This window comes from Pseudomonas sp. B13(2017) (genome assembly GCF_002113245.1).
GTDB lineage: Bacteria > Pseudomonadota > Gammaproteobacteria > Pseudomonadales > Pseudomonadaceae > Aquipseudomonas > Aquipseudomonas putida_Z.
In genome coordinates this window covers 53819-68603 of the sequence record NZ_NEJX01000019.1, presented here as the reverse complement: position 1 = coordinate 68603, position 14785 = coordinate 53819, and the positions used below count along the sequence as shown (strand labels likewise).

At 64.3% G+C, this 14785-nt stretch carries 12 protein-coding genes and 1 pseudogene; 3 read left to right on the top strand and 10 right to left on the bottom strand.

Annotation, left to right across the window (positions count from 1 at the left end; translation table 11 throughout):
* Window positions 1-666: 666 nt before the first annotated feature.
* From CAG44_RS21930 to CAG44_RS21920, 3 genes are all read right to left on the bottom strand, one after another.
* Complete coding sequence (locus CAG44_RS21930) at window positions 667-2001, bottom strand: MFS transporter (RefSeq protein ID WP_085692980.1); 1335 nt, start codon at window positions 1999-2001, stop codon at window positions 667-669.
* Window positions 2002-2054: 53 nt separating this feature from the next.
* The gene (locus tag CAG44_RS21925; RefSeq protein WP_085692979.1) at window positions 2055-3125 is read right to left on the bottom strand and encodes a C45 family peptidase; all 1071 of its coding nucleotides are present in this window, start codon (window positions 3123-3125) and stop codon (window positions 2055-2057) included.
* Between the two features lie 117 nt (window positions 3126-3242).
* Complete coding sequence (locus CAG44_RS21920; protein ID WP_085588106.1) at window positions 3243-4172, bottom strand: LysR family transcriptional regulator; 930 nt, start codon at window positions 4170-4172, stop codon at window positions 3243-3245.
* 244 nt (window positions 4173-4416) lie between these two features.
* Between CAG44_RS21920 and CAG44_RS21915 the strand changes: the two genes are divergently transcribed.
* Together CAG44_RS21915 and CAG44_RS21910 are read left to right on the top strand one after the other, a co-directional pair.
* Window positions 4417-6138, top strand: coding sequence for an amidohydrolase (locus CAG44_RS21915; protein ID WP_085692978.1), 1722 nt, complete (start codon window positions 4417-4419; stop codon window positions 6136-6138).
* Window positions 6139-6352: 214 nt separating this feature from the next.
* On the top strand, window positions 6353-7141 hold the full coding sequence (locus tag CAG44_RS21910) for a formate/nitrite transporter family protein (protein WP_085663382.1): 789 nt from the start codon (window positions 6353-6355) through the stop codon (window positions 7139-7141).
* 35 nt (window positions 7142-7176) lie between these two features.
* Here the strand turns inward: CAG44_RS21910 and CAG44_RS29190 are convergent.
* Window positions 7177-7251: pseudogene (locus CAG44_RS29190) on the bottom strand (hypothetical protein); the annotation flags it as partial.
* 66 nt (window positions 7252-7317) lie between these two features.
* On the opposite strand from CAG44_RS29190, the gene CAG44_RS21905 reads away from it, so the two are divergent.
* On the top strand, window positions 7318-8214 hold the full coding sequence (locus tag CAG44_RS21905; RefSeq protein ID WP_085692977.1) for a LysR family transcriptional regulator: 897 nt from the start codon (window positions 7318-7320) through the stop codon (window positions 8212-8214).
* 234 nt (window positions 8215-8448) lie between these two features.
* On the opposite strand, the gene CAG44_RS21900 is transcribed toward CAG44_RS21905, so the two are convergent.
* From CAG44_RS21900 to CAG44_RS21875, 6 genes are all read right to left on the bottom strand, one after another.
* Window positions 8449-9873 carry an OprD family outer membrane porin gene (locus tag CAG44_RS21900; RefSeq protein WP_085692976.1) on the bottom strand — a complete coding sequence of 475 codons (1425 nt, stop codon included), beginning with the start codon at window positions 9871-9873 and terminating at the stop codon, window positions 8449-8451.
* Between the two features lie 97 nt (window positions 9874-9970).
* Window positions 9971-10378, bottom strand: coding sequence for an OsmC family protein (locus CAG44_RS21895; RefSeq protein ID WP_025339542.1), 408 nt, complete (start codon window positions 10376-10378; stop codon window positions 9971-9973).
* A gap of 145 nt (window positions 10379-10523) precedes the next feature.
* Window positions 10524-11423, bottom strand: a complete 900-nt coding sequence (locus CAG44_RS21890; protein ID WP_085588352.1) for a LysR substrate-binding domain-containing protein — start codon at window positions 11421-11423, stop codon at window positions 10524-10526.
* A gap of 22 nt (window positions 11424-11445) precedes the next feature.
* Window positions 11446-12384 carry an HlyD family secretion protein gene (locus CAG44_RS21885; protein WP_085588350.1) on the bottom strand — a complete coding sequence of 313 codons (939 nt, stop codon included), beginning with the start codon at window positions 12382-12384 and terminating at the stop codon, window positions 11446-11448.
* 11 nt (window positions 12385-12395) lie between these two features.
* Window positions 12396-12602, bottom strand: coding sequence for a DUF1656 domain-containing protein (locus CAG44_RS21880; RefSeq protein WP_025339545.1), 207 nt, complete (start codon window positions 12600-12602; stop codon window positions 12396-12398).
* Window positions 12592-14745 carry an FUSC family protein gene (locus CAG44_RS21875; RefSeq protein WP_085588098.1) on the bottom strand — a complete coding sequence of 718 codons (2154 nt, stop codon included), beginning with the start codon at window positions 14743-14745 and terminating at the stop codon, window positions 12592-12594. Before CAG44_RS21875 ends, CAG44_RS21880 begins: the two co-directional genes overlap by 11 nt.
* Window positions 14746-14785 lie beyond the last annotated feature (40 nt).

Sequence of the window (14785 nt, the reverse complement as noted above, 5' to 3'; positions counted from 1 at the left end):
GATTCTTTCTGCCCGAACAGGCTAATAATTGTATTAATCTCCACGACGTTTTCTCCACGTAATGCGTTAGCGCTAGATGACCTTGCAATAGGCGTGCGAACGATTTAATCGCAGCGGCAAAGCCAAATTCGAATCGTTAAATGAAAAAGCAGATCATTATTCAATACACACGGTGGCTCACCCGAAGAGCCTCGGTTGGGCATGGCATTGCTCCACTATTCAGGAAAAAAAAAGCCCCATGAGCATCCCTGCGATGCCGATGAGGTTGAACGTCCATAAGTTCTGGGGGAAAGGCGCGAGGTGCAATCACATTGAAGGCACCTGCTGGCAAATAGGAGTCAGCGTCACCCAAATCGTTCATTTCTCGAGCAAAACGACCGACAGGCGGTACACTAAATCAAGTTAGTTAGTTTGCTAAGTTGTTGTAATTTGACCGAGTGGAAAGTTTTATCGACAACTGGATCCAAACTTCGCAAGTGACTTTGAATGCTCTATTCCGCAGTTTCGCAGATCTCGTTTTGCAAGTGGCCGTGGCTGAAGTGGCATCAGTCAGGCCAAGACCAGACCCATTTCGATCGCCTCGCGCGGCCAGCAGCCCGTCTGTCGCCTTCAGCCTGCCAACACCCTCAAATTTGTCCTGGGTGATGGCAGGCAGCGAAAATATCCTCAATGACTGCCCAATGCCACAGACGCCACGCGCCCCGGCACCTCCTCATCGATCTGCGCCATGCTCAACCGCGATGTCTCGCGCAGCATGAGCGAGCACACCGCAACCAGTGCAAGTGCCCCCGCGCCATACAGCGCCACGCCCAACGGGTCATGGTTGGTGAGGATCAGGATTGCCGTGGCGATACTCGATGCGGTGCCGCCGCCCAGCGCGGCGCCGATCTGGTAGCTGGCCGAGATACCCGAGTAGCGCATGCTGCGCGGGAACTGCTCGCCGAGGAAGGCCGGGATAGGCCCTTGGGTCGCGCCCATCAGCAGGCCGGTCAGGCTGTAGGCGCACAAGGCGATGGCGAAGCTCTTCATGCCCACCAGGGAAAAGAACACGAACAGCCCCACGGCCATTGCCACTGCGCCAAAGCACATCACCGTGCGCCGCCCCAAACGGTCCGACAGGTAGCCGAACAACGGCGCAGACAGCACGATGGCGACCGACATCGCCAGGTCGAACATCAACGCCTCGGTGCTGCCAAAGCCCACCTGTGTGGCGTAAGTCAGGAAGAAGGTGCTGCCGATGTAGGCGATGGTGCAGTAACCGAAGGCGATCCCGGTGCACAGCAACAGCTGCCGCGGACGTTGGCGCAGGGCCGCGGCCAACGGTGCATGTACAGGTTTGGTCACGGGCGTGGTGGCCGCCGCCGGTGCCTTCAGGCGCGCGTACAGGCCGATCAGCACCAAGGTACCGCCCAGCCAGAACGGGATGCGCCAGGCGAAATCGACCAGGTTGTCGTCAAAGGCCGCGCTGACGATGGCGAACACCCCAGCCCCGAGGATGCCACCCACGCCAATCCCCATGCTTGTGAAGCTACCCCACAGCCCGCGCCGCCCCGGTGGCGCAGACTCGATGCCGAACAGCGCGGCACCGCCCCACTCCCCGCCAGCCGCAAAGCCCTGGACCAGGCGCAGCAGCACCAGCAGGATCGGCGCGGCCACACCGACGCTGGCATGGCCGGGCAGGCAGCCGATGAGGAAGGTGCTCATGCCCATCAGCAGCAAGGTGGCAACCAGTACCTTCTGCCGGCCGATGCGGTCACCGAAGTGGCCGAACACCAGGCCACCCAACGGTCGGGCAAGAAAGCCCGCACCGAAAGCGCTGAAGGCCACCAACGTGGCTGTAAGGTGGTCCATCTGCGGGAAGAACACCTGGGGAAACACCAGTGCGGCGGCGGTGCCGTAGATGATGAAGTCATAGAACTCCAGCGCCGTTCCCAGTCCGGAGACGCAGAAGGTTCGCAAGGCGGAACGGGATGACGCAGGGTGGGAATGTTGCGCATGCATTGTTGTTGTTCTCGTTCAGCGGCGCCGCCTTGAGCTGGCGGCACCGGGTTGGCTCAGAAAGTGTCGAAGCCGGCTTTGGCCAGTTGCACAGGCGTGCCGGCCACGTACTGCAGGGCACAGCGTTCGGTGTCGATGCCGACGCTGAGCAAGGTTTCCCAGCGTTCGGTATCGGGCATGGCCATGTCCGGGTGGAAGCAGATCGGCGCCCTGTCGCCCTCGGCGCCGCACATGGCCTCGGCCCGGGCACGCAGGTCAGCGCTGGCCATCTGGCCGACCACCTGCTCGAGGTGGCCCAGGCGGCATTGCGTATCGGCACGGTCGGCGACCTGCTCGCCCAGGCTCAGCTGTGGGTCGAGGAAGTGATTGGTGTGCAGCAGCCAGCCGTCTTCCCGTGGCAGGACCAAGGCGGTGCGAGCGGGGCTCAATTCGATGCTGGCCGCGCGCGGGCTGCGGTCCTGGCGGGAGAACACTGTCAGCACGGTGGAGGCACTGACCCGCGCCGAACGAGCAAGCTCGATGGCCTCCTCGACACTGCTGGCCTCCTCCAGCAGACGCCGGGCGATGGCGTGTACCGGCACACCACCACTGTCGTTGTCGCTGGTGTGGTGGAGGATATTGAAGTGCAGGCCGAGGCCCGCGCTGTTCACACCAAGCTTGGCGAGCATGCCGAACTCGCAGAACAGCTTGACGTTCATGCCGCGCTCGGTGTGCAGCGCCAACATCAGGCCATGGGGGCACAGGCTGTCATGCCAATCCCAGGTCTGCAGGGTCTGCGGCGCACGCGCGCCACGGGGTGCATGCACGGTGGTGGAGCATTCGCTGTGGCGGGTTCGGGCCGCCAGTACTTCAGTGCGGGCGTTCAGGCTCGCCAGCTGCCACAGCGGCAGCTCGGCACCGCTGGCCATACCGGCCACTTCAGCGGCCAGGCCCGGGCTCCAGGCTTCCAGGGCTGCCAAGCTGTTTTCGCCGATGCGCTGCGCCTCACTCAAGGGCACGCCAACCCGCGGGAAAAAGCCCAGGTACAGTGCAGTGGTGGTACGGATCTGCTCGGCGAAGCGCGCACCAATCTGGCGGCCACGCTCGAGGGGGTTGCGGATGTCGCTGACATGGGTGTGGATCTTCAAGGCGGAGAACTCCTGGTACAGGCCGCGGTGGTCAGGCAAGCCCCGCTAGCCTAACGAGGCCTCCCCCAATCGATCATCGCCACAACCCGCACAACTTTTGTGCCCCGACGGAAAAACTCAGCCCCGTGCCAGCGCCTGCGCGCCTTGCCCGTGCAGGTGCTCATGCAGCAAGGCAATGAACGCCTGCACCTTGCGGGTATTGCGCCGGTGCGGCAGGTACAGCACGTGCACCCAGGGGCCGAATGCGCTCAGCGCCCGCCAGTAGTCGGGCATCACCTCCACCAGCTGCCCGTTGGCCAGGTAGGGGGCGGCACACCAGGTGGGTACGAACTGCAAGCCCTGCCCATCGAGCAGGCAAGCCAGCAGGAAGTCGAAGTTGTCGCTCACCAGTCGAGGGGTGGGCTGACGCACACGCAGCGTCTGGCCGCCGTGTTCGATCCACCAGAAGCTGCGATTGAGCAGCGGGTGGCGCAACAGCAGCCAGTCGTGTTGGGCATAGTTCTCCAGAGTGATCGCCTCGCCGTGTCGGGCCAGGTAGGCAGGGCTGGCGCAAAGGATCACGCGGTTCTCGATCAGCGGCTGGGCGATCAGCTCCGGCTGGTCGGTGGGGCCGTCGCGCAGCGACAGGTCGTAGCCGCCATCGATCAGGTCTTCGTTGGCATCGTTGAGGTTGACCTCCAGGCGCACCTGCGGGTGCTCGCGCATGAAGCGGCAACACACCTGGTTGAGAAACGCGGGGCCGAACGACGGTGGCGCGGTAATGCGCAGGGTACCGCGCAGCGCGTGCTGCAACTGCTCCACTTCCTCGGTCACCCGTTGCAGGTGCATCAACGCCTGGCGCGCGCCTTCCAGGTACAAGGTACCGGCCTCGGTCAGCGCCATGCGCCGGGTGGTGCGTTCGAACAGGCGCACGCCCAGTTCGCTCTCCAGGTGCGCAACAGCCTTGGTGATGGCAGACGGCGTCTTGCCCAGTTGCTCGGCCGCACGGCTGAAGCTGCCGTGTTCGGCGGCAGCGACGAAGATGGTCAGGGCCATCATCTTGTCCATGGTTTCTTCCTGTTCGGCACAAACGGTGGGAGTGATGCGAGGGTGGCGAGTATCTGCCCCTCCTATCAAACCCGCAAATGCCGGCGATTTGAATAGGCACGGCAAGGTCCGCTGCTTGCAGCCTGGCAAATACGGGCTCGGGATTCTTTCCCCATCACGAAAAAAGTTGTGCCTGCCCTCGCCTTTATCCGCCCTGGCCCCCTGGCTAGGCTGCGGCGCCATCACGACAACAACGAGGCACAGCATGAAGCAGCTCCTGAAGATGGCAATCAGCGCCGGCCTGGCCTGCACCTGCATGCCGGGTTTCGCGGCAGTGGACCTGATCCTGCACAACGCCAAGGTCTACACCGCCGAGCCCGGCCAGCCCTTGCAGCAGGCCGTGGCCGTCGAAGGCGAGAAAATCGTCGCGGTAGGTTCCGACCAGGCCGTGCTACGCCTGAAGGCCAAAGGCACCCGGGTCATCGACCTGGGTGGCAAGGTGCTGATGCCGGGCATGCTCGACGCCCACTCGCATGCCATCAAGGGTGGCCTGCAACTGGTGCTGGCCGACCTCGCCGGCGAGCAGGTTGCCCTGGACGAACTGGAACGGCGCCTGCGCCAGTGGCGCAGCGACGGCAAGGCCGTGCGCGGCGAGTTCCTTGTCATCGGTGGTGTACCGGGCACCTACTGGAATGACATTCCGGCGCTGGAACAGCGCTTCAACCACGGCGAATGGGCCGAGCAACCGATCCTGTTCGCCGCCAACGACATGCACACCGGCTGGGCCAACCAGGCCATGCTCAAGCGCACCGCAATCGATGCCGACACCATCGCTGCCCTGCCTGCCGAGGCACGCAACACCATCGGCCAACACCCGGACGGAACCCCAAACGGTTTCCTCGCCGATGCCAGCTACTACCCGGTGACCGACCTGCTGCCCGCGCTGCCCCACGCCACCCTGCTGAGCGCAGGGCGCATGGCCCTTGACCATTACAAGCAGCTGGGCATCACCGGCTGGATGGACCCGCTGGCCAACGAGCTGCCGGGGGCTGATGTGAACAACCATTCGCTGGGCGTACTGCCGGTGTACAAGGACCTCTCCGCGCGCGGCGAGCTGACCGCCCACGTCGCCGCCCTGCTGATGGCCGATTCCAGGGCCCGCCCTGCCGAGCTGGACGAACTGGACAAGGTACGCCGGCAATTTCTCGGCGTGCACAACCTCACCCTGCCGGGCATCAAGGTGTTTGCCGACGGCGTTGCCGAAGCGCCAGCGCAAACGGCGGCGATGCTCGAGCCCTACAGCAACTCCGGCAAGCACGGCGAACTGCTGCTGGACCCGAAGCACTTTGGCGAGCTGGTCAGTGCCGCCGACGCCCGTGGCTGGCTGGTGCACGTGCATGCCATCGGCGACCGCGCCGTGCGCGAGGCGCTCAACGGCATCGAGCAGGCACGGCGTGATCGCCACAGCGGCATCCCCCATTCCATCACCCACTTGCAGATGGTCAACCCCACGGAATACGCCCGCTTCAAGCAGCTCGACGTGATTGCAGCAATGCAGCTGTACTGGGCCAGCGCCGACCAATCGAACATGGAGCTGGTCAAGCCGTACGTGAACGCCATGGCCTTCATGCACACCTTCCCGGCCCGTTCGCTGCTCAAGCATGGCGCCACCCTTGCCGGCGCCAGCGACTGGCCGATCACCACCCCGGACCCTTGGCAGGCGATCTACCAGGCCATCAGCCGCAAGGGGCCCAAAGGTGTGCTCAACGCCGCTGAAGCCATCGACCGCCAGGTGATGTTCCAGGCCTATACACTCAACGCCGCCCGCACCATGCGCCTGGAGCAGCAGATCGGTTCGCTCAAGGTTGGCAAGCAGGCCGACATGATCGTGGTCGACCGCGACGTGCTCGACGTCGATGCCGAAACGCTGCGCGATACCCAAGTGCTGCAGACCTGGTTTGCCGGGAAGCTGATCTACGCGCGCTGACCTGCGGGCCTCATCGACGCGGTCTATCAGCTCATCCATTCCATCGATTTGACCGCGTCAAATTGCCTCATGTAGCTTGCCGCCCTCTTCGCCGCTGGCCCAAAGGTGCGCGTTACACCTTTGCGCCAGCTGCGCAGCCTACCCCGTACTGATCAAGCCCCACCACGGCGTGCCTGCCAGTTGCGTCGCCGTCACTGTGTTCGAGTTTGCAAAAATGTCCGTCAATAGCCCCACCCGTATCACCGAGCTCGTCATCGAGAGCGGCGTCAAAAAAGCCCATCTATCCACCCATGCGACACTGGTCCTGGGGTTTCTCGCAGGTGCATTCATTTCGCTGGGGTTTCTCCTGGCTATCCACGTCAGCACCATGATCCCGGTACAGTGGGCCTCGTTCGGCACACTGCTGGGTGCCGCGGTATTTCCCATCGGCCTGATCCTGGTGATCCTGGCCGGTGGCGAACTGCTCACCGGCAACATGATGAGCCTGCCCTTGGCGATGTTCGCCCGGCGTATCGGCCCAGGCGCCGTGGCGCGCAACTGGCTGCTGGTGACCGTCGCCAACCTGTTCGGTGCACTGTTCGTTGCCGGGTGCTTCGGTCACCTGTTGGGCCTGACCGAGGGGGCCTACCTGAACAAGATGTTGGCGGCTGCGACCAGCAAGACCAACGCCGACTTCCTCCACGCCTTCGTGTCCGGAATCGGCTGCAACTGGCTGGTGTGCCTGGCAGTGTGGCTGTCGTATGCCAGCCGTGAAATGAGCGGCAAGATTCTCGGCATCTGGTTCCCGATCATGGCGTTCGTCGCCATCGGTTTCCAGCACGTGGTAGCCAACATGTTCCTGATTCCCGCAGCGATCTTTGCCGGGTACCTGAGCTGGGGGCAGTTGGCGGAGAACCTGGTGGCCGTGTTCCTGGGGAATGCGGTGGGTGGGGCGATCTTCGTGGGGTTGGCGTACTACGTGTCCTACGGTGTGCCTTCGCAGGAAGCGTGCGAGGTGCAGTGAGGCTAAGCAAATTGGGGCCGCTTTGCGGCCCTTCGCGGCAGTTCGAACAGCATGCCTGGCCGTACGACCCCATCCAGGAAGCTGGTGTTGCCCAGCGGCAACGGCGGCAGCTCTCACGCTGCATGCGGTAGAGCTGATAGATTGGTCACAGAGTTCCATCTGGTGAACGATCGAACATGGAAGACCTGAACGACCTGTATTACTTCGCCCAAGTCGTCGAGCACGGCGGTTTCGCACCGGCCGGGCGGGCACTGAACATTCCGAAATCAACACTCAGCCGGCGCATCCTGCAGCTGGAGGAGCGCCTGGGCGTACGCCTGCTCCAGCGTTCCACCCGACATTTTTCGGTGACCGAGACGGGCCAGGAGTTCTTCCAGCATTGCAGGGCCATGCTGGTGGAAGCGGAAGCGGCCCGATGGGTGGTCGAACGCACCCGCGCCGAGCCCCAGGGCACCGTGCGCATGAGCTGCCCGACAACCCTGCTGCATTACCGGGTTGGCGGGCTGGTCAGTCGATTCATGGCCGAAAATCCGAAAGTGAAGGTGCACCTGGAACCCACCAACCGCCGTGTGGATGTATTGGGCGAAGGCCTCGACCTGGCGCTGCGGGTGCGCTTCCCGCCGCTGGAGGACAGCGACCTGGTCATGCGCACACTGGCCAGGAGCCCGCAGCGGCTGGTCGCGAGCCCCTCGCTGGTGGAGCGGCTGGCGCTGCAACTGCCCGTCGAACCAGAGCATCTGGGTGAGCAGCCGAGCCTGGATTGGGGGCCACCCAGGGACCACATCTGGCAACTTGAAGGGCTCGACGGCGCGCATGCCGAAATCCGCCACACGCCGCGCTACATCACCGATGACATGAGCGCACTGCGGCAGGCGGCGCTTGACGGTGTAGGCATCGTGCAATTGCCGTTCATGGTGGTTGACCAGGACCTGGAAAACGGCCGCTTGGTGGAGCTCAACCCGCAATGGGAACCGCGCTGCGGCATCGTCCATGCGGTGTTCCCTTCCCGCCGCGGCCTGTTGCCCTCAGTGCGCAACCTGATCGACTTTCTGGCCGAACATATCTGGGAATGACCGGCGCTATGCCGGCGCCTGGCCGATGTCAGGCCGGGGCCGCCTTGCGGCCCTTCGCGGGCACGCCCGCTCCCACAGGATGGTGCATTCCTTGAGGCCTGCACCGTACTTGTGGGAGCGGGCGTGCCCGCGAAGGGCTGCAAAGCAGCCCCAATCGATGTCACATCAGACTTGCATGACCAAGCATCATCCCTTCAGCGGGCCTGTGCGTCGTGGCCGACGCACATCACGCAATCAGAACAGGCTGATCGGGTAATCGACGATCAGGCGGTACTCATCGGCACTGGAGTTGCCGCGGGTATTGCCGGGCGCGGTATAGCCATCACCCTCGCGGTGCGTTGCCCAGCGCAGGGTCAACGACAGGTCCTTCGCCGGGCCGGCTGGCACCTGGTACTTGAGGGCAAGGTCGCGTTCCCAGTGCTTGGCGTGCTTGCCGTCCGGGTTGTAGATATAGCCATAACCGACGCTTGCTGGGTCGACCCGGGTGAGGTCGGCCTCGCCACGGGTGTAGGCCGCGATGAACTGCAGCGAGGGCGCCCCCAGCGGCGCCAGGCTGGTTTCGTACTGCAGGCGCCAGGACTTTTCACCCGGGCCGTTGAAATCGGCAAATTGCTGGGAGTTGCTCAGGTAAAGGAAGACACGGTCGTTCTGCGTGATGTAGTCGAACGGCGTTCGGCCGTCGACCTTCTGCAAGCCCAGGGTCAGGGTCTGGCCATAGGCTGTCGCGGAGATACCGGCGCTGTAGGTGTCGTTATCGATGTCACCCAGCTGGCTGCGCCCTTGGTCCTGGGTCTTGAAGTAGTGCAGGTAGGGTTTGAGCAGCAGCGCATCATTGACCCGAAACACCTGCGAAACCCCCAGGTAGTACTGATTCCAGATGTCTTCCAGCTGGCCGCCATAAACGGTCAGCTGCAGCCCTTGCGGCCGGCCATACACCGCGCCAAGCCAGCCGGTATGAGGGCTTTCGCGGTCCGCCGCCACACCCGCGCTGTTGCGCGCGCCGTAGGCGGTGACCAGGTGAGAGTGGCCGCTCTGGTTGCGCAGCCGGGTAGATTCCACGAACCCGGCATCCAGCCACAGGTCGTCGATGCCATGGTTCTTCAGGGTGACGCCACGATACGTCTGCGGGAACAGGCGGCTTGTGCCGCTCGCCACCACCGGGTTCTCGACCAATTGGTCGCCGGCCTTCACCAAGGTGTCGAGGTACCTCAGCTTGAGCGCCGCGCCGGCACTGGAAAACGTGTCACCCGGCTTGAGCGATGAGTCCAGCGGGAGCAAGCCAGCGCCGCCACTTCCACCGCCGCCATCGAGCTTGATGCCGAGGAAGGCGTGCGCATCCACGCCCAACCCGACAGGCGTATCGGTGAAGCCCGAGCGGAACGAAAACAGAAAACCCTGGGCCCATTCGGTCGGGTCGCGGGGTACCAGGTCAGAGTGGTTATCGCGCTGGAAATAGTAGTTCCTCACCAGCGCATCCAGGCGCGCGCCTTCGACCAGCCCGGGCGGGATGCCCAGTTCCACGGCCTGCCGGTCATTGACACCGGTGAAGATGTTGTCCTTCTGGCCCAGGGCGTTGTCGGCCTGGGCAGGCGCCGCAAGCACCAGGCCAAGCCCCAACGGGCAAAGCAGCAGGCGCCGATTCGCGTCGAGGGTCGCCATCGCCGTGCACCTCATGCCCGCCAAGGGATAGTTGGCGCATGTGCCCATGTGCTGCTCCTCTAACCGGCAGCCGGCAGGCGCAACGCTGCGCCTGGCCTCATCCAACCAGCTTGCTGGCGATGATGATTTCGCCGCTCAACACCTTGTGAATGGGGCAGGCATTGGCAACTTCCAGCAAGCGCGTGCGTTGCTCCTCGCTCAGCGGCCCGCTCAAGCGAATGTCACGAGCGATCTGGATCCGAGGTTCGCGCCCCAGTTGTTCCTGCTCGATGCGGATATCCACATCGATGGCTTGCAGCGGCATTTCCTTGCGCTGTGCGTACATGGCAACCGTGATGGAGGTGCAGGCGCCAAGGGATGACAGCAACAGCCCATGGGGTGACGGCCCGACATCCCCGCCGCCTGCCGCCGCATCAACATCGCTGGCCCACTGGTGCTGGCCATCTGTCACGTTCACCTGGTACGCCACGCCTGCAAACGAAGCGCGGATTGCTCGCTCTGACATTGAAACTCCTGATTGACGATTGCCTGTGGCCACCCTGCTGCACAGGCTGCAAAGCCTGAATGATAGTTGCACGACGCAACGGACGGTAGGTGATGAAATGCGCCGCAGCGTTCTGCCTGGTGAACGCTGCGCCCGGTCAAAGGCGCTACGCCGACCGCTCGAACGCCACCGCAAGAAAGTCGATCAACTCCCGCACCGCAGGCGTCAGCCCTCGCCGCGAAGGAAACAGGGCGATTATCTCGCCCATCCTGGGTACCCAGCTCTCCAGCACGTTCAGCAAACGCCCGGCGGCCAGGTCATCCTTCACCATATCCGCTGGCAGCAGCACCACGCCCACGCCCGCGAGCGCGCCCTGGTACAGCACCGCGATATCGTCGGAGACCAACCGTGGGCGGAAGCGAATGGACGCCACCCCGCCTTCGGGGCCGTCCAGGTCCCAGACGTACTCCTGAACATTCGCCCCCCAGCCAAGGCTGGGCAGTTCAAACAGGTCGGCAGGCTGCAGAGGGCGGTCGTACTGCGCCAGCAAGCCGGGCGAAGCCACCAGGCACTGGCGGCTCTGCGCCAGTTTGCGCATCACCAGCTCGCTGCTTTCCAGCGGTTGATGGCGCACGCTCAGGACCAGGTCGAAGCCCTCGCCGATCACATCGACCCGCCGGTTGTAGCTCTTCACCAGCAACTCCACCGCCGGGCATTGCACCATGAACTGCCCAAGCATCGGCGCCAGGCGTGCATCCAGCAGCGAGGTGCTGCAGGCCAGCCGGACAATGCCGCTGGGCACGGCGCGGCTGCGCTGGATCGCGTCCTCGGCAGCAAATGCCCGATCGACCATCGACATACAGTGATGGTAGTACTCCAACCCCACTTCGGTGACCGCGAACTGCCGGGTGGAGCGCTGGATCAGGCGCACCCCCAGGCGGTCCTCCAGATTGGCGACTCGCCGGCTCAGCCGCGACTTGGGCAGGCCGAGCGCGCGCCCGGCCGATGCGAAACCGCCACACTCGACCACCTTGGTATACAGGTACAGCTCATTCAAATCGAACATCATGCTCATCGCCCACCCCCAGCTATTCGAGAATGGTCACGGTGGCAGTGGTCCCCGCACGCAAGGGTGGTGCATCGGCACTGCGCTCCAGGCGCAGCCGTACCGGGATCCGCTGGGCAAGCTTGACCCAGGTGTAGCTTGGGTTGACGTTGGCCAGCAGGCGGTTGCCCGGCTGGTTCTCGCGGTCGGTAATGGCATAGGCGATGCTCTCTACCGTGCCATCCAGCACCTCGCCACTCATCAGGGCGATGCGCGCACGGCTGCCCACCTTGATTTTCGGCAACTTGGTTTCCTCGAAATAGCCACTGACGTGGAACGACGAACTGTCGACCAGCGCCAGCAGCGGCATGCCCGGCTGGGCATAGTCGCCCTGGCGGGTCAGCAGGTTGGTCACGTAACCGCTGACCGGGGCGCTGACCCGAGTGCGTTCGAGGTCCAGCCGGGCCTGCTGCAGCGTGGCCTCGGCGAGTTGCACATTGGCCTGTGCCAGGCCGAGGTTGGACTGTTCGCGCAGCAGGTCGGCCTGGGCCACGGCCACGTCGGTGCCGGCCTTTTCCCATTCTTCGGCAGAGATTGCCGACATCGATTGCAGCTTGCGTCGGCGTTGCTCTTCGCTGCGCCGCTGCTTGAGCTGCGCCTCGTTGGCGACGATGGCGGCCTGCGACTGCCCCAGCGCCGCACGCGCGACTTCGACGGCTCGCACGGCATGCAGCACGGCCAGCTCGTAGCGCGCCGGGTCGATCTGCAGCAACAGGTCGCCCTGCCTGACGAACTGGTTGTCCTGCACCGGCAGCTCGATGATGCGCCCTGCCACCTCGGCCGACAGGGTCACCACATCGGCCCGCACACGGGCATCACGGGTCCAGGGCGCACGGGTGTAGTAGTCCCAGGCAAACCAGCCCAGCACCACCGCAAGCGCCAGCACCGCCAGGGTCACGGCTTTGGCAAGAACAGGTTTCAACACAGGCATATTCAGGCACTCGCTCCCATCGACAACACCAGCGCCGCGCAGATCGCGGCATACAAGGCGCCCTGCAACAGCGCCGGGTGCCACACACGCGCCAGCACGCCACTGCGCCGCAACAGGGCGTCCAGCACCAGAAACAACGGCAACCCCAGCAACAACGCCTGGGCAATCGGCGGCAGGTAGACCCCGCCAAACTCGAAATCAACGGGCATAGGCGCCCTCCTCCTCAGGCAACGTCTGCGCTGCCAGCACCGGTCGATAGCGCTGCAACAACTGGCCGACAACCGATAGCGCGACCCGCAGGATGAACAACTGCCGCAGCGTCTCGCGGCCCGCCTCGGCGTGTGCCTGGTGCAGCGCATCCAGGGTTTCGGCAAGCTCGGCCAGCTCGCGCAACAGCCCGTCCACATCCACCCGCCGGCGTGCGCCGATCAGATCCGCCATCTCCTGCAACCCTAGGCGCAAACGCGCCCTCGTGCCTTCAGGCAGCACCGTGAGGTTGACGCACTGGGCATGCGCCTGGCCCAGCGCAATGGCCAGCGCCGGGCACACCAGGCTGCAATCGAACAGCTCCCGGGAGCGCGCATCAGTGGCGGCGGGCAACAGGCCGATCATCGCCGACAGGCGGTCCAGCATACGGCTCTCGAAATCGAACTGACGCGCCACGCTGGCAGGTGCCGTCACGTACTCATGCACATCCTCGCGGGTCTGGCGGAACAGCCGGGCCATGCGCTTTTGCGGGTTGAACGGGAACACCAGGGCGAACACCACCATCGCCAGCCCGCCAGCCGCCGCATAGCCACCGGCAAACTCGAACCACTGCATGGCACTGTTGTGGTAGGCGCCGACATTCTGCGGCCCGATCATCAACAGGCTGATCAACCCGATGCCCATGCCGATGCCCGCTGTCATGGGGCTGGCCAGGCCGACGGCCGCCAGGTACAGCAACGGCACCAGGCACACGGCAAGCATTTCGAAATCGGTGAACATCGGCAGCAGGGCAAACTGGTACACGGCGGACAACAGCAGCGCGACCAGCAGGCCACGGTTGTAGTTCTGGCTGGCCAGCAACGGCCGCGGCAGCGTCGCCATCAGCGAGCACATGACACCGATCAGGATCACCCCGGAACGCGCGCCGTCCCAGGCCGTTTCGATCCACAACCAACCGGCGAGAAACAGCGCCAGGAAGGCCCGCACGGCGTTCATGCCGGCCAGGCGGAAGTCCAGATGCAGCGCGCTGGCTTGCCCTTGGGCGTGGGGACAACTGGCGCCCCTGCGCTGCTGGATCGCCTCGTTGAGCTCGATCAGTTCGTTCAGCTGCTGCAGCAGGCGCGCCTGCTCCCAGCGCAGGGCCCAGGCCAGCGAGCGCATGCGCGGGGGCAAGGGCTCGTCGAGAAACTCGACCCGGTCAGCGGCGGCGTCGAAGCGCTGGTACAGGTGGTGGATCGCTTCGCGGCGCTGCGCCGACAACTTCACGCCGTCACGGGCCAGTGCCTCCAGGTTGTCCAGCTCGTCCTGGCGCAACAGCTGGATTTCTTCTGGCAACGGCCCTTGCCAGTGCTGCTTGATCAACTCGCGCTGTTGGCGCAATACCAGCAGGCGCGACACCAGCAGCACCATTTGGTTGGCCAGCAGCTGCACCAGCCCATCGGCGTTGCGCAGGTGCGGCGCATCGAAATAGAGATGGCGGCGCAGGCCTTCCAGCACACTGATCTCGCTGATCAGTTGCGCCTGCCGCTGGTGCAGCGCGGCTTCATCCTCTTCGCTGCGCACCACCTCGGCGGCGTGCCGGGCGATCAGCTTGACCAGGCTATCGACCTTGCTGAAGTAGCCATGCGCCACTGCCTGTGGGCGCGCGCTCACCAAACTGACCACGGCCACGCAGGCCACCGCCAGCAGGGTTTCGGTCAACCGGGTGATGGCCAGCAGGAGGATGCCGTCCGGTTCCGGCACGGCCAGCATCGCGACCACCACGGCGGTAAACCCGCTGAGGACGAAGGCATGCGAGTCGGTATAGCGCAGCAGCGTGCCGCCCGCCGTGCAGAACGCCAGCCACAGGGCCAGGCAGACGATGAAAGGCATTGGCGCCTGGGGGAACAAGGCCATGATCACCACCGCCATGGCCGCCCCCGCTGCGGTGCCCAGTACCTGGGCGAAACTGCGCTTGAGGGTCATGCCGGCCAACGGCAGGCTGATGATGATCACGGTCATCAGCGCCCACTTCGGTTGCTCCAGGTCGAAGATGAACGCCAGGTAGAGGCACAACAGGCCTGCAACGATGGTACGCAGCGCGAAGAACAGCACCCCACGGCCAGGGTTCAAGGCCATCTTGAAATAGGAAATCAGTGGAGCCATCCGGCACCTCGGGACACGGCCAGGGAGCCGCGCATGGGCG

Excerpts from the sequence above, each read along its gene's own strand:
- CAG44_RS21895 (WP_025339542.1), bottom strand. The coding sequence starts at position 10,378 with ATGTCAGAGCGAGCAATCCGCGCTTCGTTTGCAGGCGTGGCGTACCAG.
- CAG44_RS21900 (WP_085692976.1), bottom strand. The coding sequence starts at position 9,873 with ATGGCGACCCTCGACGCGAATCGGCGCCTGCTGCTTTGCCCGTTGGGG.
- CAG44_RS21930 (WP_085692980.1), bottom strand. The coding sequence starts at position 2,001 with ATGCATGCGCAACATTCCCACCCTGCGTCATCCCGTTCCGCCTTGCGA.
- CAG44_RS21875 (WP_085588098.1), bottom strand. The coding sequence starts at position 14,745 with ATGGCTCCACTGATTTCCTATTTCAAGATGGCCTTGAACCCTGGCCGT.
- CAG44_RS21890 (WP_085588352.1), bottom strand. The coding sequence starts at position 11,423 with ATGTTCGATTTGAATGAGCTGTACCTGTATACCAAGGTGGTCGAGTGT.
- CAG44_RS21880 (WP_025339545.1), bottom strand. The coding sequence starts at position 12,602 with ATGCCCGTTGATTTCGAGTTTGGCGGGGTCTACCTGCCGCCGATTGCC.
- CAG44_RS21905 (WP_085692977.1), top strand. The coding sequence starts at position 7,318 with ATGGAAGACCTGAACGACCTGTATTACTTCGCCCAAGTCGTCGAGCAC.
- CAG44_RS21910 (WP_085663382.1), top strand. The coding sequence starts at position 6,353 with ATGTCCGTCAATAGCCCCACCCGTATCACCGAGCTCGTCATCGAGAGC.
- CAG44_RS21920 (WP_085588106.1), bottom strand. The coding sequence starts at position 4,172 with ATGGACAAGATGATGGCCCTGACCATCTTCGTCGCTGCCGCCGAACAC.
- CAG44_RS21915 (WP_085692978.1), top strand. The coding sequence starts at position 4,417 with ATGAAGCAGCTCCTGAAGATGGCAATCAGCGCCGGCCTGGCCTGCACC.